Annotated in this window: 21 protein-coding genes and 1 riboswitch; of the genes, 15 read left to right on the top strand and 6 right to left on the bottom strand. The window is 66.8% G+C overall.

What is annotated here, in order from left to right; translation table 11 throughout:
• Position 1: 1 nt before the first annotated feature.
• The 8 genes from AC1PQG_RS21910 to AC1PQG_RS21875 all read left to right on the top strand — a co-directional run bounded on the left by AC1PQG_RS21910 (position 2) and on the right by AC1PQG_RS21875 (position 10,426).
• Positions 2–3,946 carry a response regulator gene (locus AC1PQG_RS21910; protein WP_481119853.1) on the top strand — a complete coding sequence of 1,315 codons (3,945 nt, stop codon included), beginning with the start codon at positions 2–4 and terminating at the stop codon, positions 3,944–3,946.
• A 94-nt stretch (positions 3,947–4,040) separates the two neighbouring features.
• Complete coding sequence (gene napF, locus AC1PQG_RS21905) at positions 4,041–4,541, top strand: ferredoxin-type protein NapF (protein WP_481119852.1); 501 nt, start codon at positions 4,041–4,043, stop codon at positions 4,539–4,541.
• Positions 4,538–4,825 (top strand): chaperone NapD, encoded by a 288-nt coding sequence (locus tag AC1PQG_RS21900; RefSeq protein WP_481119851.1) that lies wholly within the window; start codon positions 4,538–4,540, stop codon positions 4,823–4,825. Before napF ends, AC1PQG_RS21900 begins: the two co-directional genes overlap by 4 nt.
• On the top strand, positions 4,822–7,386 hold the full coding sequence (napA, locus tag AC1PQG_RS21895) for a nitrate reductase catalytic subunit NapA (protein ID WP_481119850.1): 2,565 nt from the start codon (positions 4,822–4,824) through the stop codon (positions 7,384–7,386). The genes AC1PQG_RS21900 and napA overlap by 4 nt, the downstream gene beginning before the upstream one ends.
• 160 nt (positions 7,387–7,546) lie before the next feature.
• Entirely contained in the window at positions 7,547–8,395 is an 849-nt protein-coding gene (gene napG, locus AC1PQG_RS21890; RefSeq protein WP_481123043.1) for a ferredoxin-type protein NapG, read from the top strand.
• Positions 8,396–8,397: 2 nt separating this feature from the next.
• Positions 8,398–9,258, top strand: coding sequence for a quinol dehydrogenase ferredoxin subunit NapH (napH, locus tag AC1PQG_RS21885; RefSeq protein ID WP_481119849.1), 861 nt, complete (start codon positions 8,398–8,400; stop codon positions 9,256–9,258).
• Positions 9,258–9,746 carry a nitrate reductase cytochrome c-type subunit gene (locus tag AC1PQG_RS21880; RefSeq protein ID WP_481119848.1) on the top strand — a complete coding sequence of 163 codons (489 nt, stop codon included), beginning with the start codon at positions 9,258–9,260 and terminating at the stop codon, positions 9,744–9,746. Before napH ends, AC1PQG_RS21880 begins: the two co-directional genes overlap by 1 nt.
• A 23-nt stretch (positions 9,747–9,769) precedes the next feature.
• The gene (locus AC1PQG_RS21875; RefSeq protein ID WP_481119847.1) at positions 9,770–10,426 is read left to right on the top strand and encodes a NapC/NirT family cytochrome c; all 657 of its coding nucleotides are present in this window, start codon (positions 9,770–9,772) and stop codon (positions 10,424–10,426) included.
• 180 nt (positions 10,427–10,606) lie between these two features.
• Here the strand turns inward: AC1PQG_RS21875 and AC1PQG_RS21870 are convergent, their stop codons facing one another.
• Together AC1PQG_RS21870 and AC1PQG_RS21865 are read right to left on the bottom strand one after the other, a co-directional pair.
• The gene (locus AC1PQG_RS21870) at positions 10,607–11,725 is read right to left on the bottom strand and encodes a phosphoserine transaminase (protein WP_481119846.1); all 1,119 of its coding nucleotides are present in this window, start codon (positions 11,723–11,725) and stop codon (positions 10,607–10,609) included.
• A gap of 10 nt (positions 11,726–11,735) precedes the next feature.
• Positions 11,736–12,953 carry an ATP-grasp domain-containing protein gene (locus AC1PQG_RS21865; protein ID WP_481119845.1) on the bottom strand — a complete coding sequence of 406 codons (1,218 nt, stop codon included), beginning with the start codon at positions 12,951–12,953 and terminating at the stop codon, positions 11,736–11,738.
• 289 nt (positions 12,954–13,242) lie between these two features.
• On the opposite strand from AC1PQG_RS21865, the gene AC1PQG_RS21860 reads away from it, so the two are divergent.
• From AC1PQG_RS21860 to AC1PQG_RS21845, 4 genes are all read left to right on the top strand, one after another.
• Positions 13,243–13,668, top strand: a complete 426-nt coding sequence (locus AC1PQG_RS21860) for a c-type cytochrome (protein WP_481115998.1) — start codon at positions 13,243–13,245, stop codon at positions 13,666–13,668.
• A gap of 26 nt (positions 13,669–13,694) precedes the next feature.
• Positions 13,695–15,074 carry a cbb3-type cytochrome c oxidase subunit I gene (locus AC1PQG_RS21855; RefSeq protein WP_481119844.1) on the top strand — a complete coding sequence of 460 codons (1,380 nt, stop codon included), beginning with the start codon at positions 13,695–13,697 and terminating at the stop codon, positions 15,072–15,074.
• A 257-nt stretch (positions 15,075–15,331) separates the two neighbouring features.
• The gene (locus AC1PQG_RS21850) at positions 15,332–16,633 is read left to right on the top strand and encodes an ammonium transporter (RefSeq protein ID WP_481119843.1); all 1,302 of its coding nucleotides are present in this window, start codon (positions 15,332–15,334) and stop codon (positions 16,631–16,633) included.
• Between the two features lie 36 nt (positions 16,634–16,669).
• Complete coding sequence (locus tag AC1PQG_RS21845) at positions 16,670–16,993, top strand: hypothetical protein (protein ID WP_481119842.1); 324 nt, start codon at positions 16,670–16,672, stop codon at positions 16,991–16,993.
• Here the strand turns inward: AC1PQG_RS21845 and AC1PQG_RS21840 are convergent.
• Positions 16,972–18,405 (bottom strand): bifunctional aminoglycoside phosphotransferase/ATP-binding protein, encoded by a 1,434-nt coding sequence (locus AC1PQG_RS21840; RefSeq protein ID WP_481119841.1) that lies wholly within the window; start codon positions 18,403–18,405, stop codon positions 16,972–16,974. The two genes, AC1PQG_RS21845 and AC1PQG_RS21840, sit on opposite strands and share 22 nt — an antisense overlap.
• 107 nt (positions 18,406–18,512) lie before the next feature.
• On the opposite strand from AC1PQG_RS21840, the gene AC1PQG_RS21835 reads away from it, so the two are divergent.
• The 3 genes from AC1PQG_RS21835 (at position 18,513) to AC1PQG_RS21825 (ending at position 23,388) form a co-directional block, all read left to right on the top strand.
• Complete coding sequence (locus AC1PQG_RS21835) at positions 18,513–18,752, top strand: oxidoreductase-like domain-containing protein (RefSeq protein WP_481119840.1); 240 nt, start codon at positions 18,513–18,515, stop codon at positions 18,750–18,752.
• A 49-nt stretch (positions 18,753–18,801) separates the two neighbouring features.
• A riboswitch (S-adenosyl-L-homocysteine riboswitch) is annotated at positions 18,802–18,873 on the top strand.
• Between the two features lie 87 nt (positions 18,874–18,960).
• Positions 18,961–22,662, top strand: coding sequence for a methionine synthase (metH, locus tag AC1PQG_RS21830; protein ID WP_481119839.1), 3,702 nt, complete (start codon positions 18,961–18,963; stop codon positions 22,660–22,662).
• A gap of 93 nt (positions 22,663–22,755) precedes the next feature.
• The gene (locus AC1PQG_RS21825; protein WP_481119838.1) at positions 22,756–23,388 is read left to right on the top strand and encodes a trimeric intracellular cation channel family protein; all 633 of its coding nucleotides are present in this window, start codon (positions 22,756–22,758) and stop codon (positions 23,386–23,388) included.
• An 82-nt stretch (positions 23,389–23,470) separates the two neighbouring features.
• Here AC1PQG_RS21825 and AC1PQG_RS21820 read toward each other — a convergent pair whose 3' ends face one another.
• The 3 genes from AC1PQG_RS21820 to AC1PQG_RS21810 are packed head-to-tail and all read right to left on the bottom strand — an operon-like array spanning position 23,471 to position 25,124.
• Positions 23,471–24,268, bottom strand: a complete 798-nt coding sequence (locus AC1PQG_RS21820) for an AAA family ATPase (RefSeq protein WP_481119837.1) — start codon at positions 24,266–24,268, stop codon at positions 23,471–23,473.
• The gene (locus AC1PQG_RS21815) at positions 24,265–24,537 is read right to left on the bottom strand and encodes a cytochrome C oxidase subunit IV family protein (RefSeq protein WP_481119836.1); all 273 of its coding nucleotides are present in this window, start codon (positions 24,535–24,537) and stop codon (positions 24,265–24,267) included. Before AC1PQG_RS21815 ends, AC1PQG_RS21820 begins: the two co-directional genes overlap by 4 nt.
• Entirely contained in the window at positions 24,534–25,124 is a 591-nt protein-coding gene (locus tag AC1PQG_RS21810; protein ID WP_481119835.1) for a cytochrome c oxidase subunit 3 family protein, read from the bottom strand. Before AC1PQG_RS21810 ends, AC1PQG_RS21815 begins: the two co-directional genes overlap by 4 nt.
• Positions 25,125–25,205: the final 81 nt, after the last annotated feature.

The following is a 25,205-nucleotide window of genomic DNA, read 5'->3' as shown; positions in this document are numbered from 1 at the left end:
CATGCCTGCCCGTCTCTTGCGTCGTCTGTCCGTCCTGTTCGCCGGGGGCTGCCTCGGTGCCGGGATGCTTGCTGCGGATGAGGGGGGGCTGCCGCGTACGTCGATCACCGTGGTGCTCGACGACAATTTTCCACCCTATACGCTGCGTGACGCGAGCGGAGTGCTGCAAGGCGTCGTGCCGGATCGCTGGCGGGCCTGGCAGGCCCAGACCGGCGTAACGGTCCGTCTGCTGGGCATGGATGGCGCGAAGGCCGAGGAGGCCATGCGGGCCGGTACGGCGGACGTCATCGACACCATCGTCCGGTCCCCGGAAAGGGATGGACGCTACCTGTTCTCCGCCCCCTATGCCCGCCTCGACACCATGCTGTTCTTCCAGCGGGACCTGTCGGGCATCGTCGACGCGGGCTCCAGTCGCGGCTTCGTGGTCGGTGTGAAGGAGGGCGACGCCTGTCCCGAGCGGCTGGCCGTCGAGGGCTCCACCAACGTGCGCCGCTACCGCAGCTTTGCGGCCCTGGTTGGCAGTGTGGCGGAAGGGCAGCTGCGGGTGTTCTGCATGGACGAGCGACCGGCGGCGTATCTGCTGCACCAGTTCGGCATTGCCGACGAGTTCCGGCATACCGCGCCGATGTACGTGAAGCACTTCCATTGGGCTGTGCGGCGCGACGACGAAGCCTTGCAGCGCTTCATCGCCAGCGGCTTTGCGGCCATCCCCGAGGGGGATCTGCAGCTCATCGACGAGAAGTGGTTCGGTGCGCTGCTGGAGCCGTCTGCGCTGCCCTACCTGCGCTACGCCGGCTACGGCTTCGTCGCACTGGCCCTGGTTGTGCTGGCCCTGGTGGTATGGAGCCGCCAGCTCAGCGGGCGCGTCGATGCCCGTACCGAGGAGTTGCGCCGGGCTCTTGAGGAAGTGCGGCTGGCGCGCCATGAAAGTGAGGCGGCGCGGGATCGCCTGGAGGACGAGGTTGCCCGCCGCACTGCCGACCTGGCGGCGGCGATGGCTGAGCAGCAGGCGCTGTTCGAGTCGGCCAGCATCGGTATCGTGCTGACCCGCGAGCGCCATATCGTGCGCGGCAACCGGCGCCTCGACGAAATGTTCGGCTATGCGCCGGGTGAGCAGATCGGCCAGTCGAGCCGCATCTGGTATCCGGACGACGCAGCTTACGAGCAGGTCGGCAAAGCGGTCTACGAGATACTCTGGAATGGCGGCACGCACACCTGGGAGCAGCAGGCCGTGCGCAAGGACGGCACGCGCTTCTGGGTGCGCATGGCCGCTCATGCAGTGGACGGCGGCGATCCGTCTCGGGGCGTGGTCGGCATCTTCGAGGACATTACCGCCGAGCGGGAGGCCGCCGAACGGCTGCGCCTTGCCTATGCCGAGCAGCAGGCGATCTTCGACGCGGCGACGTCGGGCATGGCGCTGATTGTTGACCGCACGCTGCAGCGCGGCAACCGCCAGCTGCACGATATGTTCGGCTGGCCGCCGGGCGCCATGCTGGGCCGCCCGACGCGCATCTGGTACGCCGACGACGCGGCCTGGCAGATCGGTGGCGAGCCCTACGCACAGATCTGGCGCGGCGAGACCCACAGTCGCGAGCAAGAGCTGATGCGCCGGGACGGCAGCCTGTTCTGGGCGCGGCTTACCGCCCGCGCCGTCGATTTGAACGACCACGCCCGTGGCTCGGTGTGGATTATCGACGACATCAGTGCCGAGCGGGATGCCATTGAGGCCATGCGGCAGGCTACTGCGATGGCCGAAGAGGCGGCCCGCGTGAAGTCCGACTTCCTGGCCAACATGAGTCACGAGATCCGCACGCCGATGAACGCCATCGTCGGCATGGCCTACCTGACGTTGCGTTCCGAGCTGACGCCGCGTCAGCGTGATTACCTGGAAAAGATCCAGAGCTCCAGCCAGCACCTGTTGGGCATCATCAACGACATCCTCGATATCTCCAAGATCGAGGCCGGCAAGCTGGTCATCGAGCGCACCGATTTCGAACTGGAACGGGTTCTCGACAACGTCGCCAGCCTGATCGCCGACAAGATCGCCACCAAGGGGCTGGAGCTGATCGTGGACGTGGCCGACGACGTGCCGGGCAGTCTGGTCGGTGATCCGCTGCGCCTCGGCCAGATCCTCGTCAACTACGCCAACAACGCGGTGAAGTTCACCGAGAAGGGCGAGGTGGCGATCCGTGTGCGGGTCGTCGAGGCGGGGCACGACGGCGTGCTGCTGCGTTTCGAGGTCCGCGACACCGGCATCGGGCTCAGCAGCGAGCAGCGCGCCCGCTTGTTCCGCAGCTTCGAGCAGGCCGATTCGTCCACTACCCGCAAGTACGGCGGCACTGGTCTGGGGTTGGTGATCAGCAAACGTCTGGCCGAACTGATGGGCGGCGAGGTGGGCGTGGACAGTACGCCGGAGGTGGGCTCCACCTTCTGGTTCACGGCGCTGCTCGGCCGCAGCACGGCGGTAGTGCGCCGGCTGCTGCCGAGCGCCGACCTGCGGGGCCGGCGCATGCTGGTGGTGGATGACAATGCCAACGCCCGTGAGGTGATCGGCGAGATGCTGCGACGGATGGCCTTCGCCGTGCACGCCGTGGATTCGGGGCCGGCGGCGCTGGCCGAGCTGGCGCGCGCGTCGGCGGCTGGGCATCCGTATGAAGTAGCCTTCCTCGACTGGCAGATGCCGGGCATGGACGGTATCGCCACGGCCGGCGAGATCCGCCGCCTGTCCTTGAACCCGCCGCCACGCCTGGTGATGGTGACGGCCTACGGGCGCGACGAGCTGATGAAGGCCGCCGAGGAGGCGGGCATCCGCGACGTGCTGATCAAGCCGGTCGGGGCCTCCCTGTTGTTCGATACGGTGATGCACACGCTGGGGAGCGACGGCGGCCTACGCCCGCGGCCGGCGCAGGCCGTGGACGTTTCGGAGCCCGGTCCGCTACGTGGCGCCCGCGTGCTGCTGGTGGAGGACAACGAGCTCAACCAGGAGGTGGCCAGCGAGATGCTGCTGCAGGTCGGCTTGCAGGTGGACGTGGCCGACAACGGCCAGGTGGCCATCGACAAAGCGTCCGGTGGGCACTACGACCTGATCCTGATGGACGTGCAGATGCCGGTGATGGACGGCCTGACCGCGACCCGCGAGATCCGCCGGCTGCCCGCCTGTGCAAGGCTGCCCATCGTGGCGATGACCGCCAACGCGATGGCCGGTGACCGTGAGCGCTGCCTGGCGGCCGGCATGAACGACCACGTGGCCAAGCCCATCGACCCGGAAGCCCTGTGGGCGACGCTGATGCGCTGGATCACCGTGCCCGGCGTCGGGGCTGCACCGGGGGCAGCGCCGGCGTCTGCCCCGTTGCGGGAGATTCCCGGCCTGGACATGGTGGCCGGCCTGCACCATGCCCTCGGACGGGAGGCGCTCTACCTGTCCCAGCTCGACAAGTTCGTGAAGGGGCAGCAGGATTTTGCCGGGCGTCTGAAGGAGGCGCTGGAGGTCGGCGACTGGGCGACCGCGACCCGCCTCGCCCATACCCTGAAGGGCGTCACCGCGCAGATCGGCGCCCATGAGCTGAGTGCGCGTGCCGCGGACCTGGAGCAGGCCCTGCGCCGGCAGGACGTACCATCCGTGCTGGCACCACTGCAAGCCGAGGTGGCGGTCGGACTGGCGGCTCTTGTTGGGGTAATCACCGCGGCGCTGCCTGTGCCAGGGGCATCGGTCACCGAGTCGCCCGTGGATGCCGGCGCCGTGGCCGCCGTGTTCGGCCGCCTGGCCGAATTGCTGGCCGCCGACGATTTTGCCAGCGGGCAGCTGCTCGATGCCCAGCGTCCGCTGTTGCAAGCCGCCATGGGCGAGCGCTTCGAATCCTTCGCCAGCGCGGTGGCGGATTTCGACAGCGACCGCGCCTTGGCCGTACTCGTAGCCTGCGCCGCGGAGCAGGGCATCCCGCTGTAGGCACCATCTACGCTGAATTCCTTCGCACAGATCAAGGTTTCTTCCAGGCGCGGGGAATAGGATCGCCTCGTCCGACAAAAACCACGAGCCTGCCATGGATGTTTCCCGCCGTCGTTTTCTGGGTGTCAGGGCGCCCGGCGGGGTTCCATTTCGTCCGCCCTGGAGCACCACCGAAGACCGCTTTCTCGAATTGTGCTCGCGCTGCGATGCCTGCCTCCCGGTGTGCCCGACCGGTCTGCTGAAGCGCGGTGCCGGCGGCTATCCGGAAGCCGATTTCGCGTCCGCGGCGTGCACCTTCTGTGGCGACTGTGCCCGGGCTTGCTCCACCGGCGCCGTCGGCCGTGACACCGCGCAGCGCCCGTGGGCCTACGGCATCCGCATCGATGAAGGCTGCCTGGCGGCCCGCCACGTGGAGTGCCGGGTGTGCGGCGAGATCTGCGAGGCCGCGGCGATCCGCTTCCGGCCGCGCATCGGCGGCGTTCCGCTGCCCGACGTGGACAACACAGTTTGCACCGGCTGCGGCGCCTGTCTGGCGCCCTGTCCCACGACGGCCATCGTGCGCGTCGCCCTCGATCCTGCTCTGGAGTCGTCATGAACATCGCTAGTCTCGTCCTGCGCATCCATCCCCACGCCCGTGCCGCCGCCGAAGCGGCGCTGCTCGCTTTTCCAGGCGTCGAGTGCCACGGCATGTCCGACGACGGCAAGCTGATCGTCACCGTCGAGGACGCGGATGGTGCCGCCATGTCGGACACCCTGATCGCCATTCACCGGGTCCCGCAGGTGCTGGCTGCCACGCTGGCCTACGAACACCGCGACGATCCCCAGCTTTCGAATCAACAGTCCGAAACGAATTCCCCCTGCGAGGAGGCTCAATCATGACCATCAACCGACGCGACTTCATCAAGACCCAGGCGATTGCCGCGGCTGCCGCCACGGCCGGCGTTTCCCTGCCCGCCCTTGCCGCCAAGAAGGAGGCCGCACCGGCGCCGGCCGACACCGGCAACGCCAACGCGGTGCGCTGGGACAAGGCCCCGTGCCGCTTCTGCGGCACCGGCTGCTCGGTGCTGGTGGGCGTGCAGAACGGCCGCGTGGTGGCTACTCAGGGCGATCCGGACGCGCCGGTCAATCGCGGCCTGAACTGCATCAAGGGCTACTTCCTGTCCAAGATCATGTACGGCGAGGACCGTCTGACCCGTCCGCTGCTGCGCATGAAGGACGGCAAGTACGACAAGAACGGCGAGTTCACGCCGATCAGCTGGAACCAGGCTTTCGACGTCATGGCCGAGAAGTGGAAGGCCGCGCTGAAGTCCGAAGGGCCGGGTTCCGTCGGCATGTTCGGGTCCGGCCAATGGACGATCTTCGAGGGCTATGCCGCCTCCAAGCTGATGAAGGCCGGTTTCCGCTCCAACAACCTCGACCCCAACGCCCGCCACTGCATGGCCTCGGCGGTGACCGGCTTCATGCGCACCTTCGGCATGGACGAGCCGATGGGCTGCTACGACGACATCGAGCAGGCCGATGCCTTCGTGCTGTGGGGCTCCAACATGGCCGAGATGCATCCCATCCTGTGGACCCGCATCACCGACCGCCGCCTGACCAAGACCGACGTGCAGGTGCACGTGCTGTCCACCTTCGAGCACCGCAGCTTCGAGCTGGCCGACAACGGCATGGTCTTCGTGCCGCAGACCGATCTGGCGATCCTCAACTACATCTGTAACTACATCATCCAGTCGGGCAAGGTTAATCAGGACTTCGTCAAGGCCCACGTGAACTTCAAGCAGGGTGAAACGGACATTGGCTACGGCCTGCGTCCCAACAACCCGCTGGAGAAGGATGCCAAGTTCAACGGCTATCCCGGCGCCGACGGCAAGCCGAAGAACAACCCCAACGACGCCAAGCCGATCACCTTCGAAGACTTCAAGAAGTTCGTCTCCACCTACACGCTGGACTACACCTCCAAGCTGTCCGGTGTACCGAAGGAGCGCCTGCAGAAGCTGGCCGAGCTGTACGCCGACCCGAAGAAGAAGGTCGTCAGCTTCTGGACCATGGGTTTCAACCAGCACACCCGTGGCACCTGGGCCAACAACATGATCTACAACGTCCACCTGCTGGTGGGCAAGATCGCCACGCCGGGCTCCGGCCCGTTCTCGCTGACCGGCCAGCCCTCCGCCTGCGGCACCGCGCGGGAAGTGGGCACCTTCTCCCACCGCCTGCCGGCCGACATGCTGGTCACCAACCCCGAGCACCGCAAGCACGCCGAGGAGATCTGGCAACTGCCGGAAGGCACGATCCCCGACAAGATCGGCTATCACGCGGTGGCGCAGAGCCGTGCGCTGAAGGACGGCAAGCTCAAGGTCTACTGGACCAGCACCACCAACAACATGCAGGCCGGCCCCAACGTCAACCAGGAGATCTACCCGGGCTGGCGCAATCCGGCGGCCTTCGTGGTGGTCTCCGACGTGTACCCGACCGTGTCGGCGATGGCTGCCGACCTGATCCTGCCGGCGGCGATGTGGACCGAGAAGGAGGGCGCCTTCGGCAACGCCGAGCGGCGTACCCAGGTGTGGCGCCAGCAGGTCAAGGCGCCGGGCGAGGCCAAGTCCGACCTGTGGCAGTTCCTCGAGTTTTCCAAGCGCTTCAAGATGGAAGAGGTGTGGCCGGCCGACCTGCTCGCCAAGAAGCCCGAGTACAAGGGCAAGACGATGTATGACGTGCTGTACGCCAACAAGGTGGTGAACAAGTTCCCGAAGAGCGACACCGTCAAGGTGAATGAGCACGCCATCAAGAACTACACCAACGAGGAGGCCGAGGCTTTCGGCTTCTACGTGCAGAAAGGCCTGTTCGAGGAATACGCCAGTTTCGGCCGCGGCCATGGCCACGACCTGGCGCCCTTCGACATGTACCACAAGGCACGCGGCCTGCGCTGGCCGGTGGTGGACGGCAAGGAAACCCTGTGGCGCTACCGCGAGGGCTACGACCCGTACGTGAAGGCCGGCGAGGGTATCAAGTTCTATGGTCAGAAGGACGGCAAGGCGGTGATCTTCGCGCTGCCCTACCAGGATCCCCCCGAGAAGCCCGATGCCGACTACGACATGTGGCTGTGTACCGGCCGTGTGCTGGAACACTGGCACACCGGCACGATGACCCGGCGCGTGCCCGAACTGCACAAGGCCGTGCCGGAAGCCCAGGTCTTCATGCACCCGGACGACGCCAAGAAGCGTGGCCTGCAGCGGGGCATGGTGGTCAAGGTCCAGTCCCGGCGCGGTGAAATGACCGCCCGCCTGGAAACCAAGGGCCGCAACAAGCCGCCGGTGGGGCTGATCTTCGTGCCTTTCTTCGATGAGTCCAAGCTGGTGAACAAGGTCACCCTCGACGCCACCTGTCCGATCTCCAAGCAGACCGACTTCAAGAAGTGTGCGGTCAAGGTGGTGCGCGCCTGAGACCTAGGGTAACGCGCGGCGTGGTGTGTGGGGCAAGTGAGCTTGCTCCCGCAGCTGTCGCGTGCGCTCAACGAATGGACTGATCGTGGACTCCGCCCGCCAACCCGCTCGCAAGTCGCCCGCTGCCGAATCCCCGGCATCGGCGGCGCGGCGCCGTTTCATCAACGGCGTGGCCGCTGCTGCCGGTGGCGGCTGCCTGATGGCGCTCGGCGCCGGGCTGTACTCGCGCAGCGCGTCGGCGCTGCCGGCCCAGGCCCTGCGGCCGCCGGGGGCGCTGGCGGAAAGTGATTTCCTGGCCGCCTGCGTGCGCTGCGGGCTGTGCGTGCGCGACTGTCCTTACCACATCCTCAAGCTGGCCGATCTCGGTGAGCCGGTGCCGACAGGCACCCCGTATTTCACGGCCCGCCAGCTCCCCTGCGAGATGTGCGACGACATCCCGTGCGTGAAGGCCTGCCCGACCGGCGCGCTGGATCGGGAACTGACCGACATCAACCAGGCCCGTATGGGCCTCGCGGCGCTGGTGGACCACGAGAGCTGCCTGAACTTCCTCGGCTTGCGCTGCGATGTGTGCTACCGGGTGTGCCCGGTGATCGACAAGGCAATTACGCTGGAGACGCAGCACAACCCGCGCTCCGACCGCCACGCGATGCTGCTGCCGACGGTGCATTCCGACGCCTGCACGGGTTGTGGCAAGTGCGAGAAGTCCTGCGTGCTGCCGGAGCCGGCGATCAAGGTCTTTCCGCACAAGCTGGCCCAGGGCGCGTTGCCGGCCCATTACCGCAAGGGCTGGGAAGAGAAAGCCCGCCACGGCGGTTCGCTGATCGGCGAGCAGGTAGAGCTGCCGGTGCGAGGTTTCGAGGGTTCGACCGCTGGCCGTAGCGCTACCGAGACGGTGGTGGCCCCCGCCACGCCAGAGCCGTCGGCGGCGCCGGCTGCACCCGTGCTGCCGTCGAAGGACACCTCCGGCGTGGTCCGTCGCGGCGGTCTGGATTCCCACTGGAAGCCTTGATCATGGCAAGCGTGCCCGTGTCTTCCGCCGATTCCGCCGCACCGCGCAGCCTGTGGCAGCGCCAGCGCTGGCTGGTGTTGCGCCGGCTGAGCCAGGCACTGGTGCTGCTGGCCTTCCTGTCCGGACCGTGGTTCGGGCTGTGGATCGCCAAGGGCAACCTGTCCTCGTCGCTGACGCTGGGCGTGCTGCCGCTGACCGATCCGCTGCTCGCCTTGCAGACCCTGCTGACCGGTCATCTGCCGTATTCGGCGGCGCTGACTGGCGCGGCCATCGTGCTGGGCTTCTATCTGCTGGTCGGCGGACGGGTTTTCTGTGGCTGGGTGTGTCCGGTGAACGTGGTGACCGACGCCGCGGCGTGGACGCGCCGTCGGCTGGGTATCAAGACAGGCCGGGTGCCTGACGCTGCAACGCGTTACTGGCTGCTCGGCGGGATCCTCGTGGCGGCCGCCGTCACCGGCCGGCTGGCCTGGGAATGGGTCAATCCGGTGTCCCTGCTGCACCGGGGGCTGATCTTCGGCATGGGCGGCGGGCTGTTCGTGATCGCCGGCATCTTTGTTTACGACGTGCTGGTGGCCAGCCGCGGCTGGTGTGGCCACCTGTGCCCGATGGGTGCTTTTTACGGGCTGCTCGGCCGGACTGCGCTGCTGCGCATTTCTGCCTCCAAGCGCAGTGCCTGCGACGACTGCATGGACTGCTTCACCGTGTGTCCCGAGCCGCAGGTGATCCGTCCGGCCCTCAAGGCGGTCGGGCAGGCCGGGCCGCTGATTCTTTCGTCCGATTGCACGACCTGCGGGCGCTGCATCGATGTATGTGACAAACAGGTTTTCAAGATGACTCATAGGTTCGACCAAAGGAGCGAGTGATGAACAAGCCGACCTTCAATTCCGCCCGCCTGCGGGCTGCCGCACTGGCCCTGACCTTGTCTGCGGCCCTTGCCCAGACCTTCTTCGCTCCCGTTGCCGAAGCTGCCACGGAGGCGCCCGTCAAGCTGCAAAGCCTGCGCGGGGCCGACATCAACGCCAGCGATCCGGAAGGCGACGGCACTCGCTACGGCCGCGATCAGCCGCCGCTGCCGCGGGACTTCGTCCAGCAGCCGCCGCTGATCCCGCACCAGATCAAGGGCTACAACATCACCAAGAACTTCAACAAGTGCCTGGACTGCCACGCCTGGAGCCGCGCCAAGGAGACGGGTGCGACCAAGATCTCGGTGACCCACTTCAAGGACCGGGAAGGCCAGGAGCTGTCCAGCGTGTCACCGCGCCGTTATTTCTGCGTGCAATGCCATGTGCCGCAGAGCGATGCGCGTCCGCTGGTGGGCAACACCTTCAAGCCCGGCGCCGGCATGCGCTGAGCGCCAGCCAGGGAGTTTGAAAAATGGATACCAACAAGAAAGGCTTTATCGGCCGCATTCGCTCGGTGGGCTGGGGCTTTGCCGCCATGCTGTTCATCGGCGGCATCCTGTTCTGGGGTGCCTTCAATACGGCGATGGAATTCACCAACCGGGAAGAATTCTGCATCTCGTGCCACGAGATGAAGGACAACGTCTACCAGGAGTACCGCAACACCATCCACGCCTCGAACCGCTCGGGCGTGCGCGCAACCTGTCCGGACTGCCATGTGCCGAAGGACTGGACGCACAAGATGATTCGCAAGATCCAGGCGTCCAACGAGGTGCTGCACAAGATCCTCGGTTCCATCGATACGCCCGAGAAGTTCAACGCCAAGCGCCTGGAACTGGCCAAGCATGAATGGGAGCGGATGAAGAAGACCGACTCCCGCGAATGCCGCAACTGCCACAACTTCGAGGGCTTCGACTACGCCGAGCAGGGCCGCCGTTCGTCGCGGATGCACCAGACCGGCCTCAACGAGGGCAAGACCTGCATCGACTGCCACAAGGGCATCGCCCACACGCTGCCGGCCGTCGAGCAGTCCATCGGTTCGCCGAAGGAGGGTGCGACGCCGGAAGAGTTCCATCCGCCGCTGAAGCCCGAAGAGGCCAAGCCGGAAGCTGACAAGCCACCGAAGAGCTAGAACCTGTAGAAGGGGGGAGCAGACGCCGGGTCTTCGGGCCCGGCCCCTGGGGAGTAGGCGGGCCGCATTTGCGGCCCGTCTGCTTTTTGTGCGACGGGAGTCCTGGCTGGAGGCGTTTTGTCGCGGCTGCGCCGCCTTCCCGCGGTTTTCACGACGGGGGCGCGGCGTCCTGCAGGGCGCTTACGGCTTCGGCGTCCGGCGCCGGAAGCCGTCCATGAAGTCCACCAGCTTTTCGACGGCGGCCAGCTGCAAGCCGTTGTAGATCGACGCGCGGATGCCGCCGATGCTGCGGTGGCCGGTCAGGCCCGAGAAGCCGGCGGCGCGGGCCGCGGTGATGAAATCCGCCTCGAGTTCCGGGGTTGGCAGGCGGAACACCACGTTCATCTTCGAGCGGTCGGCGGGGGCCGCATGCCCGGCGTAGAAGCCATGGCTGGCGTCCAGCGCGCCATACAGCAGCGCAGCCTTGGCGGTGTTGCGGTGGTCCATCTCGACGAGGCCGCCGATGTCCTGCAGCAGCCAGCGGGTCACCAACAGCACCACGTAGATGGCGAACACCGGCGGCGTGTTGAGGATGGAGTGGGCGGCGATCTGCGCCCGGTAGTCGAGGAAGGCCGGCAGGTCGTCCGGCGCGTTGGCGAGCAGTTCGTCGCGCAGCACCACCACCGTCACACCGGCCGGGCCGATGTTCTTCTGGGCGTGGGCGTAGATCATCGCGAAGCGGCTGTAGTCGCCCGGCGCCGACAGGAAGTCGGACGACATGTCGCAGATGCGCGGCACGTCGTCGCGGCCGAGCAGCCGGCGGAACTGCAGGCCCTCGACGGTCTCGTTGGAGACGTAGTGCAGGTAGGGCGCCTGCGGGTTGAAGTCGAGCTCGTCGTCGGTCGGCAGTTGCCGGAAGCGACAGGACTCGCCGCTCCACAGTACGCGCACCGGCCCGACCTTGCGCGCCTCGGGCAGCGCCTTGCCGCTCCAGTAGCCGGTGTGCAGGTAGTCGGCGGGCTCGCTGCTGCCGGCCAGCAGGCTCATCGGCAGCATCGAGAACTGCTGGGTCGCGCCACCCTGCAGGAACAGCACGCGGTAGTCCGCCGGCAGGCCCAGCAGCGTGCGGACGTTGTTCTCCAGTTCGTCCACGACGGCGGCGAACCAGTCGGAGCGGTGGCTGATGCCGAGGATGGACAGGCCGACGTCGGGCACGGCCTGGATGGCTTCCTGCACCTGCTGCAGTACGACGTCCGGCAGCGCGCCGGGGCCGCCGGAGAAGTTGAGCGCGTTCAGCGGGTTGGATGCTGGGGTGGTCATCGGCGGGCGCTCAGAGCAGGGTGGGCCGGGAAGCCTGGAGACGGTAGAGATAATCCTCGAAAGCCTGCTTTACCTTCAGCATGTGCACCTGCTTGTAGGGGAAGAGTTCTTCCGGATCCATCGCATGGACGACCATCGCGTGGTCGATCTCGAAGATCAGCAATTCGCCGTCGCGGGTTTCGGCACAGTCGATGCAGATGTAGTCCAGCCCCGAACGGCGATGGATTTCCGCCAGCGCCGTGGCATGGCGGGCGGCGAAGTCGGCGAAGCCGTCCATGAAGGCCAGCTCCGCGGCGCGCTTGGCGGCATCCTCGTACATGCCGGCGTTGAGGTAGTGGATCATCCAGTGGGACGACACGCCCATGTGGCAGGCGAAGGGGCGGCCGTCGATCAGCGCCACGCGCAGCTTGCGGAACAGCCCGTCGGCGCCGCTGTAGTCGATGAAGTTCGACAGATAGAAGCTGTCGTCGGGCTCGGCTGCCAGATAGCCGTCGATCTCCATCGCACTGTCGATGCGCGCCAGGCCGTGGCCGCCGTGGGAGCCGATGGGGCGCAGGATCAGCGGGAAGCGGCCGCCGGGGAAGGCGTCTTCGACGACGCGGCGACCGTCGGCGATGGCGGCCAGCGTGGCGCGATCCACCGGCCAGGTGGCCGGGATCAGCAGACCGGGAACGTCCTGCAGTAACGTGCTGGCGGCTTCCCGTTCGACGTTCGGGATGTGCTGCGGGGCGTTGATGACCGGCTTCGACCAGTTGGCCAGCAGGGGCACGAGGGCGTCCAGGATGGGCTGGCTGGTCTCGCTGACCGACAGGCCGACGAGCAGCGCATCGTGCTCCGGCAGATCCGCCGGCAACGGCTCGGCGGCGCTGACGTACTGGTAGATCAGCTCCACGTCGCTGTCCTCGAGCAGGCAATCGATCGGCGTGTTCTCGGCCAGATCGCCGGCGTTCTGCAGCACCAGCAGGCGGCAGCGGGCCGGCTGGCGGCGGGCCGGCAGCGTGTAGCGGCGCTCCATCTGCAGGGCCTGGGCCTGGATCGTCAGGCCCAGATCCCGCTCGCCGATCGTGAAGAAGGCGGTAGCGAGGTTCATCCACAGGTTCGGGTTGTCCTGGTCCTGCCGGGCCTGTTCGAGCAGTGCCTGGGCAACCTGGCGCAGGTCGCCGCCGGAGATGCTCAGGCGCAGGAAGGGCGCGAGGCCGATGAAATCGAGTTCGGGGCGAAGCGTCATGGCGGGGCGCGAGGCGCGGGGATCGTTCGGACGGTGGCGATTATCGGGCCTTGCCGCGGGGCTGACTACCGTCGTGTTGCACTGAGCGTTTGCGGCGGTCGCGTGAGGCTTCCGGATGACATGCAGTGGTACTTTCCCGCGCTACGAGTGCATATCCCCATGGCGTTCCGGCACCCGGGCCGCGGGCTGCCATCCGGCGCGCTTGACCCGAGTCAAGGACGCCGCCCCCCGCGATCCGGAACATCCGGCCCAAGCTGCGCCGTGCAGCGAAGCCATCCAGGGAGGTTCCATGAGCGGGACATTCACAAAATCCATGGCGCGAAACATCTTTTTCGGGGGCACCGTGTTTTTTGCGCTCCTGTTCCTCGCGCTGACCTTCGATTCGATGCAGACCATTCCCAAGCGGGATAACCACGCCAACCTGACGCCGGCCGTCGTGGCGGGCAAGAAGGTGTGGGAGACCAACAACTGCATCGGCTGCCACACCCTGATGGGCGAGGGCGCGTACTTCGCTCCCGAGCTGGGCAACGTCTACAAGCGTCGTGGCCCCGAGTTCATCAAGGCGTGGATCCAGTCCCAGCCCACCGGGGCGCCGGGCCGCCGCCAGATGCCCAATTTCCATCTGACGGAACAGCAACTGAACGACCTCGTTGAATTCCTGAAGTATTCGTCGGAAATCAACACCGCCAATTGGCCGCCCAACATCGAAGGCTGATCGCCGATCTGAAAGGAGCCATCACCATGCAATATTCCTCCCAGTCGGTCGCGAAGCCCTACTTCATCGCGGCCATCGGGTTGTTCCTCGGTCAGGTGCTGTTCGGCCTGATCATGGGTCTGCAGTACGTCATCGGGGACTTCCTGTTTCCCGCCATCCCGTTCAACGTGGCCCGGATGGTCCACACCAACCTGCTGATCGTCTGGCTGCTGTTCGGCTTCATGGGCGCGGCTTATTACATGATCCCGGAGGAAACCGAGACCGAGCTGTATTCGCCGAAGCTGGCGATTGCGATGTTCTGGGTCTTCCTCGTCGCCGGGGCTGCCACCATTCTGGGCTATCTGCTGGTGCCGTACGCCACGCTGGCGCACCTGACGGGTAACGACATCCTCGAGACGATGGGGCGGGAGTTCCTTGAACAACCGTTGATTACCAAAGTCGGCATTGTTGTCGTGGCCCTGGTGTTCCTGTTCAACCTCACGATGACCATGTTGAAGGGCCGCAAGACCTCGATCAGCCTGGTGCTGATGATGGGGCTGTGGGGCCTGGCGGTGTTCTTCCTGTTCTCCTTCTACAACCCGTCCAACTTGGTGCTCGACAAGTACTTCTGGTGGTGGGTCGTGCACCTTTGGGTCGAAGGCGTCTGGGAACTGATCCTCGGCTCCCTGCTGGCCTTCGTGCTGATCAAGGTGACCGGTGTCGACCGCGAAGTGATCGAGAAGTGGCTGTACGTGATCATCACCCTGACCCTGATCACCGGCATCATCGGTACGGGTCACCACTACTTCTGGATCGGTACGCCGGAATACTGGCAGTGGTGGGGTTCCGTGTTCTCCGCGCTCGAGCCGATCCCGTTCTTCGCGATGACCGTCTTCGCCTTCAACATGGTGAACCGCCGCCGCCGCGAGCACCCCAACAAGGCCGCCACCCTGTGGGCCCTGGGCACCGGCGTGATGTCCTTCCTCGGCGCCGGCGTGTGGGGCTTCCTGCACACCCTGGCTCCGGTGAACTACTACACCCACGGCACGCAGATCACCGCGGCTCACGGTCACATGGCCTTCTACGGCGCCTACGCGATGGTGGTGATCACCATCATCAGTTACGCGATGCCGATCCTGCGCGGCCGTGCCGCCAACAGCGAGCGTTCCCAGGTGCTGGAGATGTGGTCGTTCTGGTTGATGACCATCGCGATGGTGTTCATCACCCTGTTCCTGACCGCCGCGGGCATCCTGCAGGTGTGGCTGCAGCGCTACAGCAGCACCCCGATCCCCTTCATGGCAGCCCAGGATCAGATCTCGATCTTCTACTGGCTGCGTGAAGGTACCGGCGTGATCTTCCTGATCGGCCTGCTGATGTACATCCTCAGCTTCTTCGTCGGCGGCAGCGAGAAGGCCAAGGCGGCCTGATCCTTCGCTTCCTGATGTACTGATGGATAAAGCCCGGCTCCGGCCGGGCTTTGTCCATTTGGGGTGCCCATTCCGGGGTGGCGACGATCCGATGCCAGCGGCTTGCACCAGGCCGGTGCTCCATGTCGGATGAGTGAGCCATCCAGGGGCGCAAGACGAGCGAAAACACGGGCTTTCCGGCCGATCCGGCCCGGCACAGGATTTGCTGCATGTGCACATATGCCGCCCCGTGCGCGGTCCGTCTGCCGAAAGTGCTCATGCCGAAGAGTCCTGCCTTGCCTGTTCTGGCCCGCCTTGCTGCGGTGCCATTTCTCTGGTCACTGTTTTCCGATGTCGCGCTGGCTGCTGCTCCGGCCCACCCGGATGGCGGCAACACCGCCTGGATGCTGACCGCCAGTGCCCTCGTGCTGCTGATGACGCTGCCCGGCGTCGCGCTGTTCTACGGCGGCATGGTCCGGCGCCGCAACGTGCTGTCCACCATGAGCCAGAGCGTGGCGATCGCTGGGGTGGTGACGCTGACCTGGAGCCTCGTCGGCTACAGTCTGGCCCTGCGCCCCGGTTCGGCCTGGCTGGGCGGGCTCGACCGGCTGTTCCTCGACGGCCTGCAACTGGATGGCCAGGCTGGCATCGATGGCGCGGGCATCCCCGAATCCGTGTTCGCGATGTTCCAGCTCAGCTTCGCGATCATCACCACTGCGCTGGTGCCGGGTGCCTTTGCTGAGCGCATGAAGTTCTCGGCAGTTCTGTTGTTCGCTGCCCTGTGGTCGGTGCTGGTGTATGCGCCGGTGGCCCACTGGGTGTGGGAGCCGGGCGGCTGGCTGGCGAAGCTGGGGGCGCTCGATTACGCCGGCGGCACCGTGGTGCACATCAACGCGGGCGTGGCCGGCCTTGTCTGTGCACTGGTGCTGGGGCCGCGGGACGGTTTCGGCCGGCAGGCCATGACGCCCTACAACCTGGCCCTGACGCTGACTGGCGCGGCCTTGCTGTGGGTCGGCTGGTTCGGCTTCAACGCCGGTTCGGCGCTGGCTGCGGACAGCCGGGCTGGCATGGCGATGCTGGTCACCCAGCTGGCGGCGGCGACTGCTGCGGTGTCCTGGATGGGCGCCGAGTGGCTGATGCGCGGCCGGCCGAGTGCCCTCGGCTTGGTGTCCGGTGCAGTCGGCGGGCTGGTCGCGGTGACGCCGGCCTCCGGCTATGTCACGCCGCAGGCGGCGCTGCTGATCGGCTTCGTTGCCGGTGTCGGCTGCTACCTGGGTGCCACCGCGCTGAAACGCATGCTCGGCTACGACGATGCGCTGGACGCCTTCGGCATCCACGGGGTCGGCGGCATTCTCGGTGCGTTGCTGACCGGCTGGCTGGCCTCACCGGCCATCGGCGGTGTGCGGGGCAACCTGCTGGCCCAGCTGGCGGGCATTGCCGCCACCCTGGTTTATAGCGGCGGTGCCACCTTTTGCGTGCTGCAGCTCATCGACCGCCTGGTGGGCCTGCGGGTGGACGAGCGTACCGAGGCGGAAGGCCTCGACCTCGTCGAGCATGGTGAAACCATCAGCCACGCCTGATCAACTGATTTTCAACGGAACCGGAAAGGAATCGCTATGGAGTCCGATACCGTCATTTACGGCCTGATGGGCCGCATCCACCTGCTGATGCGCAGGGTCAGCAACCGTATCACCGATGTGGAATACATGCGGGTGAACAAGGACTACGCGCGGGAGATCGTGCGCCTGGCCGGGGAGGCCGGCAATGCCGAATTGACCGACCTGGCTGAGCGGCTGACAGCCGCCATGGAGCTGGAAGAGAGATCGGTCGATGGCGACGCGGCCAATGATCGGGTGGCCCGGGGTCTCCTCGAGCGGCTGCGCTCATCGCGCCCCAACTCCACCCACCCGACCGAGCGTTACGTCGGCTCCCTGCGCTGAGGCGGCGGGATGACGTGGGCCTGTTCGTCCGTATCCAGTTCCTCGATCCACTCCAGCTGCCGTTCGAGCACTTCGACGGTGGCTTCGGAAGGGTCGTTGCGACGGGCCCGCAAGCGGCTGCGCAGCTCGTCAAGCGGCGCCGTGCAGGCGAGAATCGCGAAATCGGCGCCATGCCGCTGGGCCAGTTCGGCGAAGGATCTGCGCTCGTCACGCTGGAGGAAGGCCGCGTCGACGATTACCGACCAGCCGGCATCCAGTATTTGGCCGGCCACTTCGGTCAGGCGCGCATAGGTGCGGCGGGTCGCTTCCGGTGTATAGATGCCGCCGGCCACGCAGGAACGGCTGCTGGCCAGCGGCGGTAGTCCGTACAGGCGCTTGCGTTCCACGTCGGAGCGCAGGCGCAGCGTGGCGGCGTGGGGGTCGGCGCGCAGCAACTCGGCGCTGAGGCTGCTCTTTCCGGAGCCGGACAGGCCGTGGGTGATCACCAGTCGCGGACGCGTAGGTGCAGTCAGGCGTGCGGCCTGGGCCAGGTAGTCATCGGTGGTGTCCGGCTGGCCGGCGAAAGCGGCCACCTTGGCGCGGACCATTGCCTTGTACACCGCGTAGAAGCGCAGCACCGGCACGGCGTCGAAATCGCCGGACTCGGTCAGCCATTCATTGAGCAGCCAGACGGCCAGGTCGGGCCGGCGGTGGTCGAGCAGGTCCACATAGGTGAAGGCCAGCTCGGAGGCCACGTCGATCCAGCGGAAGTCGTCATTGAATTCGATGCAGTCGAAAGGGATCACCTCGCCGTGCAGCAGCACCAGGTTGCCCAGGTGCAGGTCGCCATGGCATTCGCGGATGCCGCCGGCGGCCTTGCGGGCCGCCATCCGTGGGGCGATGCGCGCAAACTCGGCCTCGGTCCACGCTTCCAGGCGCTCGAGGCGTGGCGCCGCATCCGGCCGCAAGCCGCGGATGGCGGTGAAGTTGTCGATGGCCGGCGTGCGGATCTGCTCCGGTTCGCCGAAGCGGCTGGCGGCGGGGGCCGTTGCTGCGGCGCGGTGGAAGGCATGCACGACGCGGGCGAGGGCCGACAGGTGCGTCGGCGTCAGCGCGCCGCGGGCACAGACGTGGTCGAGGCGCTGGCTCTCGGCGAAGCGGCGCATCTTGACCGCCCATTCCCCGCTGTCACCGACCGCCTCCAGGCCCAGGTAGAGCTCGGGCGCGAAGCGTCGGTTGAGGCGCAGCTCCTCCTGGCAGAAGAAGTGCCGGCGCGCCGCGGAACCGTAGTCGAGGAAGGGCAGGGTGATCGGCTTCTTCAGCTTCCATGCGAAGCCGTCGGCCAGCAGCAGCCAGGAGATATGGGTTTCGACGAGCTCTGCGCCGAGCTGGGCGCGGAAGGCTTCGAGCCAGGGCGGGAGTGGGGCGGACATGACGTCATTATCCTCCCGTCGCATTAGGCCGAGCGTTCAAAAGTGTCCGCTGCATCCCTGCATTGGGCCGTGTTATCGTCGCGGCCCCCGCTGCTGGAGCTGCCGCCATGACTGCGTTTGTCGATCCCTTCACCTCTCGTCCCGCCGACCTTGCCGAGGCCGAGGCGCAGATTGCCGCTATCCGTGGCCTGCTGGACGCGGCCGGGCTGGCACATCGCAATCCGCCACCAGCGCCGACCACCTGCTGCGGACGTGGCTGCAACGGCTGCGTGTGGGAAGGCTTCTACGCGGCTCTCGGCTGGTGGCGGGATGACGCCCGCGAATTGCTCGCCGCGGTCGACGCCTGAACGCTGCCCGATCTTGGCAGATGGACTGAAAACCCCGTAAAATCCGCCCCTTGCCGAGGAGCGTTGCGACCTGCGAAACCCGTGGGCCAGGCTCGGCAATCATCAACGGCGCTCGCAAACCTTCCAGCCGGGTTTGCCGCGCTGTTCGCTTTTGTGCCGCTGCAGCGCGCGTCCCTCCCGGCTGACAAATCCGTACCGAGGTAGATCCATGCAAGCCGACCGCACCGCCGAACTCCAGTCCGCCCTGACCCATCGCATCCTGATCCTCGACGGGGCGATGGGCACGATGATCCAGCAGCACAAGCTCGGTGAGGCCGACTACCGCGGCCAGCGCTTCGCCGATCATCCCAAGGACCTGAAGGGCAATAACGACCTGCTGGTGCTGACCCGCCCGGACGTGGTCGGCGGCATCCACCGGGCCTACCTGGAGGCCGGCGCGGACATCATCGAGACCTGCACCTTCAACGCCACCCGCGTGTCCCAGGCCGAGTACGGGCTGGGCGACGTGGCCTACGAGCTGAACGTGGAGGGCGCCCGCCTGGTGCGTGAGCTGTGTGACGAATTCACCGCCGCCAACCCGGCCAAGCCGCGCTTCTGCGCCGGCGTGGTCGGCCCCACGTCGCGCACCCTGTCGATCTCGCCGGACGTGAACGATCCGGGCTTCCGCAACATCAGCTTCGATGCGCTGGTCGATGACTACTACGACTCGGCCAAGGGCCTGCTCGAGGGCGGCGCCGACATCCTGCTGATCGAGACTATCTTCGATACGCTCAACGCCAAGGCGGCGGTGTTCGCCGTCGAGAAGCTGTTCGCCGACATCAAGCAGCGTGTGCCGGTGATGATCTCCGGCACCATCACCGACGCCTCTGGTCGCACCCTGTCCGGTCAGACCGCCGAGGCCTTCTGGAACTCTCTCAGCCACGCCCAGCCGATCAGCTTCGGCCTCAACTGCGCGCTGGGCGCCAAGGAGCTGCGCCAGTACGTGGATGAACTGTCCACTGTCTGCGACACCTTCGTCTCCGCCCACCCCAACGCCGGCCTGCCCAATCCGCTGTCGCCCACCGGCTACGACGAGACGCCGGAGCAGTTGGCCTCCGAGATCGTCGAATGGGCCCGCTCCGGCCTGGTGAACATCGTCGGCGGCTGCTGCGGCACCTCGCCGGCGCACATCAAGGCGATTGCCGAGGCGGTCGCGCTGGTCACCCCGCGCAGCATCCCGCACATCGAGAAGAAGCTGCGCCTGTCGGGCCTGGAGCCCTTCAACGTCGGTCCGGAATCGCTGTTCGTGAACGTCGGCGAGCGCACCAACGTCACCGGCTCCCGCGCCTTCGCCCGCATGATTCTCGAAGGTCGCTTCGACGACGCGCTGGCGGTGGCCCGCCAGCAGGTTGAAAACGGCGCCCAGGTCATCGACATCAACATGGACGAGGCCATGCTCGATTCGCTGGCCGCGATGGAGAAGTTCCTCAAGCTGATCGCCTCCGAGCCGGACATCTCCCGCGTGCCGATCATGCTCGACTCCTCCAAGTGGAGCGTCATCGAGGCCGGCCTGAAGTGCATCCAGGGCAAGGGCGTGGTCAACTCCATCTCCATGAAGGAGGGCGAGGCCGAGTTCCTGCGCCAGGCGCGCCTGTGCCGCCAGTACGGCGCGGCGGTGATCGTGATGGCCTTTGACGAGAAGGGCCAGGCCGACACCTTCGCCCGCAAGACCGAGATCTGCGCCAAGGCCTACGAACTGCTGACCGGCATTGGTTTCCCGCCGGAAGACATCATCTTCGACCCGAACATCTTTGCCATCGCCACCGGCATCGAGGAGCACGACAACTACGCGGTGGACTTCATCCAGGCCGTGGCGTGGATCCGGGAGCATCTGCCCTACGCCAAGATCAGCGGTGGCGTTTCCAACGTGAGCTTCAGCTTCCGCGGCAACGACCCGGTGCGCGAGGCGATCCATACGGTGTTCCTGTACCACGCCATCAAGGCCGGCATGAGCATGGGCATCGTCAATGCCGGCATGCTCGGCGTCTACGACGATCTGGAGGCGGAGCTGCGCGCCAAGGTCGAGGACGTGGTGCTCAATCGCCATCCGGGCGCCGGCGAGGCGCTGGTTGAGTTCGCGCAGACCGTCAAGGAAGGCAAGGCCAAGGATTCCGGCCCCGACCTGTCGTGGCGCGAGCAGCCTGTCGAGGCGCGCCTGTCCCATGCGCTGGTGAAGGGCATCACCGACTTCGTCGTTGCCGATACCGAGGAAGTGCGCGCCAAGCTGGCTGCCGAAGGTAAGCCGCCCCTCGCAGTGATCGAAGGCCCGTTGATGGTCGGCATGAACGTGGTCGGCGACCTGTTCGGAGCCGGCAAGATGTTCCTGCCCCAGGTGGTCAAGTCGGCCCGCGTGATGAAGCAGGCGGTGGCCCACCTGATCCCCTACATCGAAGAGGAAAAGGCCCGTACCGGCGCCCGCAGTAAGGGCAAGATCGTCATCGCCACCGTGAAGGGCGACGTGCACGACATCGGCAAGAACATCGTCGGCGTGGTGCTCGGCTGCAACGGCTACGACATCGTCGACCTGGGCGTGATGGTGCCCTGCGACAAGATCCTCGCCGCGGCGAAGGAGCACGGCGCCCAGGCTATCGGCCTGTCCGGCCTGATCACGCCGTCGCTGGAAGAGATGAGTCACGTGGCGTCCGAGATGAAGCGCCAGGGCTTCGACGTGCCGCTGCTGATCGGCGGCGCCACCACCAGCCGCGCCCACACGGCGATCAAGATCGCCCCGCACTACGACCAGCCGGTGATCTACGTGCCGGACGCCTCCCGCGCTGTCGGCGTGGTCACCAGCCTGCTGTCCGAGGCGCAGAGCGCCGGTTACGCCGCCGAGGTGGCCGCCGACTACGAGAAGATCCGCGCCCAGCACGCCGGCAAGAAGGGCGTCGCGATGGTCACGCTGGCCGAGGCCCGCGCCAATGCGTTCAAGTGGAACGGCGATGCGGCCTACGTGCCGCCGGCGCCGGCCCAGCTGGGCGTGCAGGCCTTCGACATCGACCTGGCCGAGCTGGTGGATTACATCGACTGGGGCCCGTTCTTCCAGACCTGGGACCTGGCCGGCAGCTACCCGAAGATCCTCCACGACGACATCGTCGGCGAGACCGCCCGCGAGCTGAAGTCCGACGCCGAGGTGATGCTGGCCCGCATGGTCGCCGAGCAGGACACCAACCCGTGGGTCAAGGCCCGCGCGGTGGTCGGCCTGTTCCCCGCCAATGCGGTGGGCGACGACATCGAGATCTACGCCGACGAATCCCGCAGCCAGGTGCAGATGACGTGGCGCGGCCTGCGCCAGCAGCACGAGCGCCCGGCCGGCAAGCCGAACTACTGCCTGGCCGACTTCGTGGCCGGCAAGGACAGCGGCGTGGCCGACTACGTGGGAGCCTTCGCGGTGACCGCCGGCCTCGGCATCGAGGGCCGCCTGGCCGCCTACGAGCGCACCCACGACGACTACCACGCGATCATGCTGAAGGCGCTGGCCGACCGCTTCGCCGAAGCCGCCGCTGAATGGCTGCACGCCAAGGTGCGCAAGGAGCTGTGGGCCTACGCGCCGGCCGAGACGCTGAGCTGCGACGAGCTGATCAAGGAAGCCTACCGCGGCATCCGTCCGGCGCCGGGCTACCCGGCCTGCCCGGACCACACCGTCAAGGGCGACCTGTTCACGCTGCTCGACGCCCCGGCCAACACCGGCATGGGGCTCACCGAGAGCTTCGCGATGACGCCGGCAGCGGCGGTCAGTGGCTTCTACTTCGCCCACCCGGACAGCCACTACTTCGCAGTCAGCAAGATCGGCCAGGACCAGCTGGCCGACTGGGCCGCGCGCACCGGCATGACGGTGGACGAAGCCCGCAAGTGGCTGGCGCCGCTGCTGTAATACGCCGGCCGTGTAAAACGGTCTAGATTGGAGGGCGGCTGCGGCCGCCCTCCGCGCTTTTCAGGGGGCCGGTACAGACGCCCCGTTTCCACCATGAAGATCGAACTCCTCCTTACCGCCATCGAAATCGCCGCGACCATCGCCTTTGCGCTGTCGGGCCTCATCGAGGCCACGCGCAAGCGCATGGACGTCATCGGCGTGTTCTCGGTGACCTTCGTCAGCGCCTTCGGCGGCGGCACGCTGCGCGACATCCTGCTCGACCGCCGCCCGCTGTTCTGGGTGCAGCATCAGGAATACGTGTGGCTGGTGCTGGGGATGACGCTGATCACGCCGCTGCTGCTGCGCGCCCGGCGCTTGCAGCTGACCGACACCCTGATGGAGGCCGCCGATGCCTGCGGGCTGGGCCTGTTCGCCATTTCCGGCGCGTCGGTGGCGCTGGCGGCGGGCATGCCGGGCATTGTCGCGGTGCTGATGGGGGCCATCACCGCGGTGTTCGGCGGGGTGCTGCGCGACGTGCTGTGCAACGAGATTCCCAAGGTCTTCCACGACCACCGGCCGTACACGCTGTGCGCCTTCATCGGCTGCGGCCTGTTCCTCGGCCTGCATGCGCTGGACGTGGCGCCGCAGCTGTCCACGCTGACCGGCATCTGCATCATCACCGGCCTGCGTCTGCTGGCTGTCGGCCGGGGCTGGCGGATTCCCGCCTGGCCGCCGGAGAAGGGCTAGCCGGCGTGCCGCGGCCGGCGCGTCGAAGGCGAAGTATTTTTGCGTGCTCGTCCACCGTCACGGCGAGCCCGCGAGCGGGGGCTCAGCGTCCGAAGGTCGCCTTCACCACTTCCAGCAGCGCGTCCGCCACGTCCTCGTCGTCGGTGAGGCTTTCCACCAGCGCCGAGCGGCAGGCGTCCACCGGGTCGAGGCCGACCTTGACCAGCTTGGCGGCGTAGACCAGCAGGCGCGTCGATACCACTTCTTCCAGGTCCACGTCCTTCAGGCTGCGCAGGCGCTGGGCGATGGAGACGAGCTGGCGGGCCAGCAGCGGGTCGCAGGCGGTCTCGCCGATGAGGATGGTCTCCTCGCGGCTGGCCGCCGGGAAGTCGAAGCGCAGGCTGACGAAACGCTGGCGGGTGGACGGCTTGAGGCCCTTGAGGAAGTTCTGGTAGCCCGGGTTGTAGGACATCACCAGCATGAAGCGCTCCGGCGCGTGCAGCACTTCGCCGGTACGCTCGATGGGCAGCGTGCGGCGGTCGTCGGCCAGCGGGTGGATCACCACCGTGGTGTCGCGGCGGGCTTCCACCACTTCGTCCAGGTAGCAGATGCCGCCCTCGCGCACCGCGCGGGTCAGCGGGCCGTCGCACCACACCGTCTGCCCGTCGCCGAGCAGGTGGCGGCCGACCAGGTCGGCGGCGGTGAGGTCGTCGTGGCAGGCCACGGTGTACAGCGGCAGGCCCAGGCGGGCGGCCATGTGGGCCACGAAGCGGGTCTTGCCGACGCCGGTAGGGCCCTTGATGAGCAGCGGCAGGCGGTTCTTCCAGGCTTGCTCGAAGACCGTGATCTCGTTGCCGGCGGCTTCGTAGAAGGGGATTTCGGTGGGCAGCGGTGCGTTCATTTGAGGGCGATCCAGTAGGCGATGGCGATCAGCGCCGAGACGAGCAGCAGCCAGCCGAGCAGCAGGCTGCGCCAGAAGAATTTGACCCCGCGCAGACCCATGAAGTCGAGCGCCACGAGGCGGCCCTTGACGAAGCAGATGGCCAGCAGTGCAGCCATCGCCAGCGGGCCGGTGAGCCCGAAGCGGGCGCCGAACTCGCCGATACCCAGCGTCGCCAGCGTGGCGAGCATCAGCACGACCCAGACGGTGTTGAGGTGACGGGTGTTCATCGCATCACATAGACCAGGGGGAAGAGGACGATCCACACCAGATCCACCATGTGCCAGTAGGCTGCGCCGCTCTCGATTCCGTTCATGTCGGCCGGGCCGTAGGCGCCCTGGCGGGTCTTCACCCACAGCGCGACGAGGATCACCAGGCCGAGGATCACGTGCATGAAGTGGAAGAAGGTCAGCGACAGGTAGAACATGTAGAAGGTGTTGGTGGACAGGTTGATGCCGGCGCTGAACTTGTCGGCGTACTCGAAACCCTTCACCACCAGGAAGCCGCCGCCGCAGGCGATGCCGGCCAGCAGCCAGCGCGCCCCGGTGGCCGAACGGCTGCGCCCGACCGCCTCGACGGCGCGCGCCACGCACCAGCTGGCGGTGATCAGCAGCACGGTGTTGACGGCCCCGGCTTCGCGGTTCAGCGTTTTCTGCATCTCGTTGAACAGCTCGACGTTGTGCGCGCGGCCGAAGGCGTAGGCGGCGAAGAACACGCCGAAGGCGAGCAGCTCGGCGAGGATGAAGAACCAGATCGCCAGATCCCCCGGCGGCGCGGCGGCCGGGGTGGCGCGGGAAGTGTCGGGGGCGATGTCCATGACGGCAGTGTCGTTCGGGCCGGGGCGCAAAACCTTGATCTGTCCCAAGTTCCGGATCAGCTTGTTACGCGGTGTGCGGGA

The organism is Zoogloea sp. GDB6, from assembly GCF_056724105.1.
The sequence above is the reverse complement of the archived record's forward strand: the minus strand, read 5'-3'. Positions and strand labels throughout refer to the sequence as shown.

What these genes read in the sequence shown, in the direction of transcription:
- AC1PQG_RS21850 (WP_481119843.1), top strand. Translation starts at nt 15,332, where the DNA reads ATGCCGAAGAGTCCTGCCTTGCCTGTTCTGGCCCGCCTTGCTGCGGTG.
- AC1PQG_RS21835 (WP_481119840.1), top strand. Translation starts at nt 18,513, where the DNA reads ATGACTGCGTTTGTCGATCCCTTCACCTCTCGTCCCGCCGACCTTGCC.
- AC1PQG_RS21900 (WP_481119851.1), top strand. Translation starts at nt 4,538, where the DNA reads ATGAACATCGCTAGTCTCGTCCTGCGCATCCATCCCCACGCCCGTGCC.
- AC1PQG_RS21820 (WP_481119837.1), bottom strand. Translation starts at nt 24,268, where the DNA reads ATGAACGCACCGCTGCCCACCGAAATCCCCTTCTACGAAGCCGCCGGC.
- AC1PQG_RS21855 (WP_481119844.1), top strand. Translation starts at nt 13,695, where the DNA reads ATGCAATATTCCTCCCAGTCGGTCGCGAAGCCCTACTTCATCGCGGCC.
- AC1PQG_RS21875 (WP_481119847.1), top strand. Translation starts at nt 9,770, where the DNA reads ATGGATACCAACAAGAAAGGCTTTATCGGCCGCATTCGCTCGGTGGGC.
- AC1PQG_RS21865 (WP_481119845.1), bottom strand. Translation starts at nt 12,953, where the DNA reads ATGACGCTTCGCCCCGAACTCGATTTCATCGGCCTCGCGCCCTTCCTG.
- napF (WP_481119852.1), top strand. Translation starts at nt 4,041, where the DNA reads ATGGATGTTTCCCGCCGTCGTTTTCTGGGTGTCAGGGCGCCCGGCGGG.
- metH (WP_481119839.1), top strand. Translation starts at nt 18,961, where the DNA reads ATGCAAGCCGACCGCACCGCCGAACTCCAGTCCGCCCTGACCCATCGC.
- AC1PQG_RS21860 (WP_481115998.1), top strand. Translation starts at nt 13,243, where the DNA reads ATGAGCGGGACATTCACAAAATCCATGGCGCGAAACATCTTTTTCGGG.
- AC1PQG_RS21825 (WP_481119838.1), top strand. Translation starts at nt 22,756, where the DNA reads ATGAAGATCGAACTCCTCCTTACCGCCATCGAAATCGCCGCGACCATC.
- AC1PQG_RS21870 (WP_481119846.1), bottom strand. Translation starts at nt 11,725, where the DNA reads ATGACCACCCCAGCATCCAACCCGCTGAACGCGCTCAACTTCTCCGGC.
- AC1PQG_RS21845 (WP_481119842.1), top strand. Translation starts at nt 16,670, where the DNA reads ATGGAGTCCGATACCGTCATTTACGGCCTGATGGGCCGCATCCACCTG.
- AC1PQG_RS21840 (WP_481119841.1), bottom strand. Translation starts at nt 18,405, where the DNA reads ATGTCCGCCCCACTCCCGCCCTGGCTCGAAGCCTTCCGCGCCCAGCTC.
- AC1PQG_RS21815 (WP_481119836.1), bottom strand. Translation starts at nt 24,537, where the DNA reads ATGAACACCCGTCACCTCAACACCGTCTGGGTCGTGCTGATGCTCGCC.
- AC1PQG_RS21880 (WP_481119848.1), top strand. Translation starts at nt 9,258, where the DNA reads ATGAACAAGCCGACCTTCAATTCCGCCCGCCTGCGGGCTGCCGCACTG.
- AC1PQG_RS21810 (WP_481119835.1), bottom strand. Translation starts at nt 25,124, where the DNA reads ATGGACATCGCCCCCGACACTTCCCGCGCCACCCCGGCCGCCGCGCCG.
- napH (WP_481119849.1), top strand. Translation starts at nt 8,398, where the DNA reads ATGGCAAGCGTGCCCGTGTCTTCCGCCGATTCCGCCGCACCGCGCAGC.
- napA (WP_481119850.1), top strand. Translation starts at nt 4,822, where the DNA reads ATGACCATCAACCGACGCGACTTCATCAAGACCCAGGCGATTGCCGCG.
- AC1PQG_RS21910 (WP_481119853.1), top strand. Translation starts at nt 2, where the DNA reads ATGCCTGCCCGTCTCTTGCGTCGTCTGTCCGTCCTGTTCGCCGGGGGC.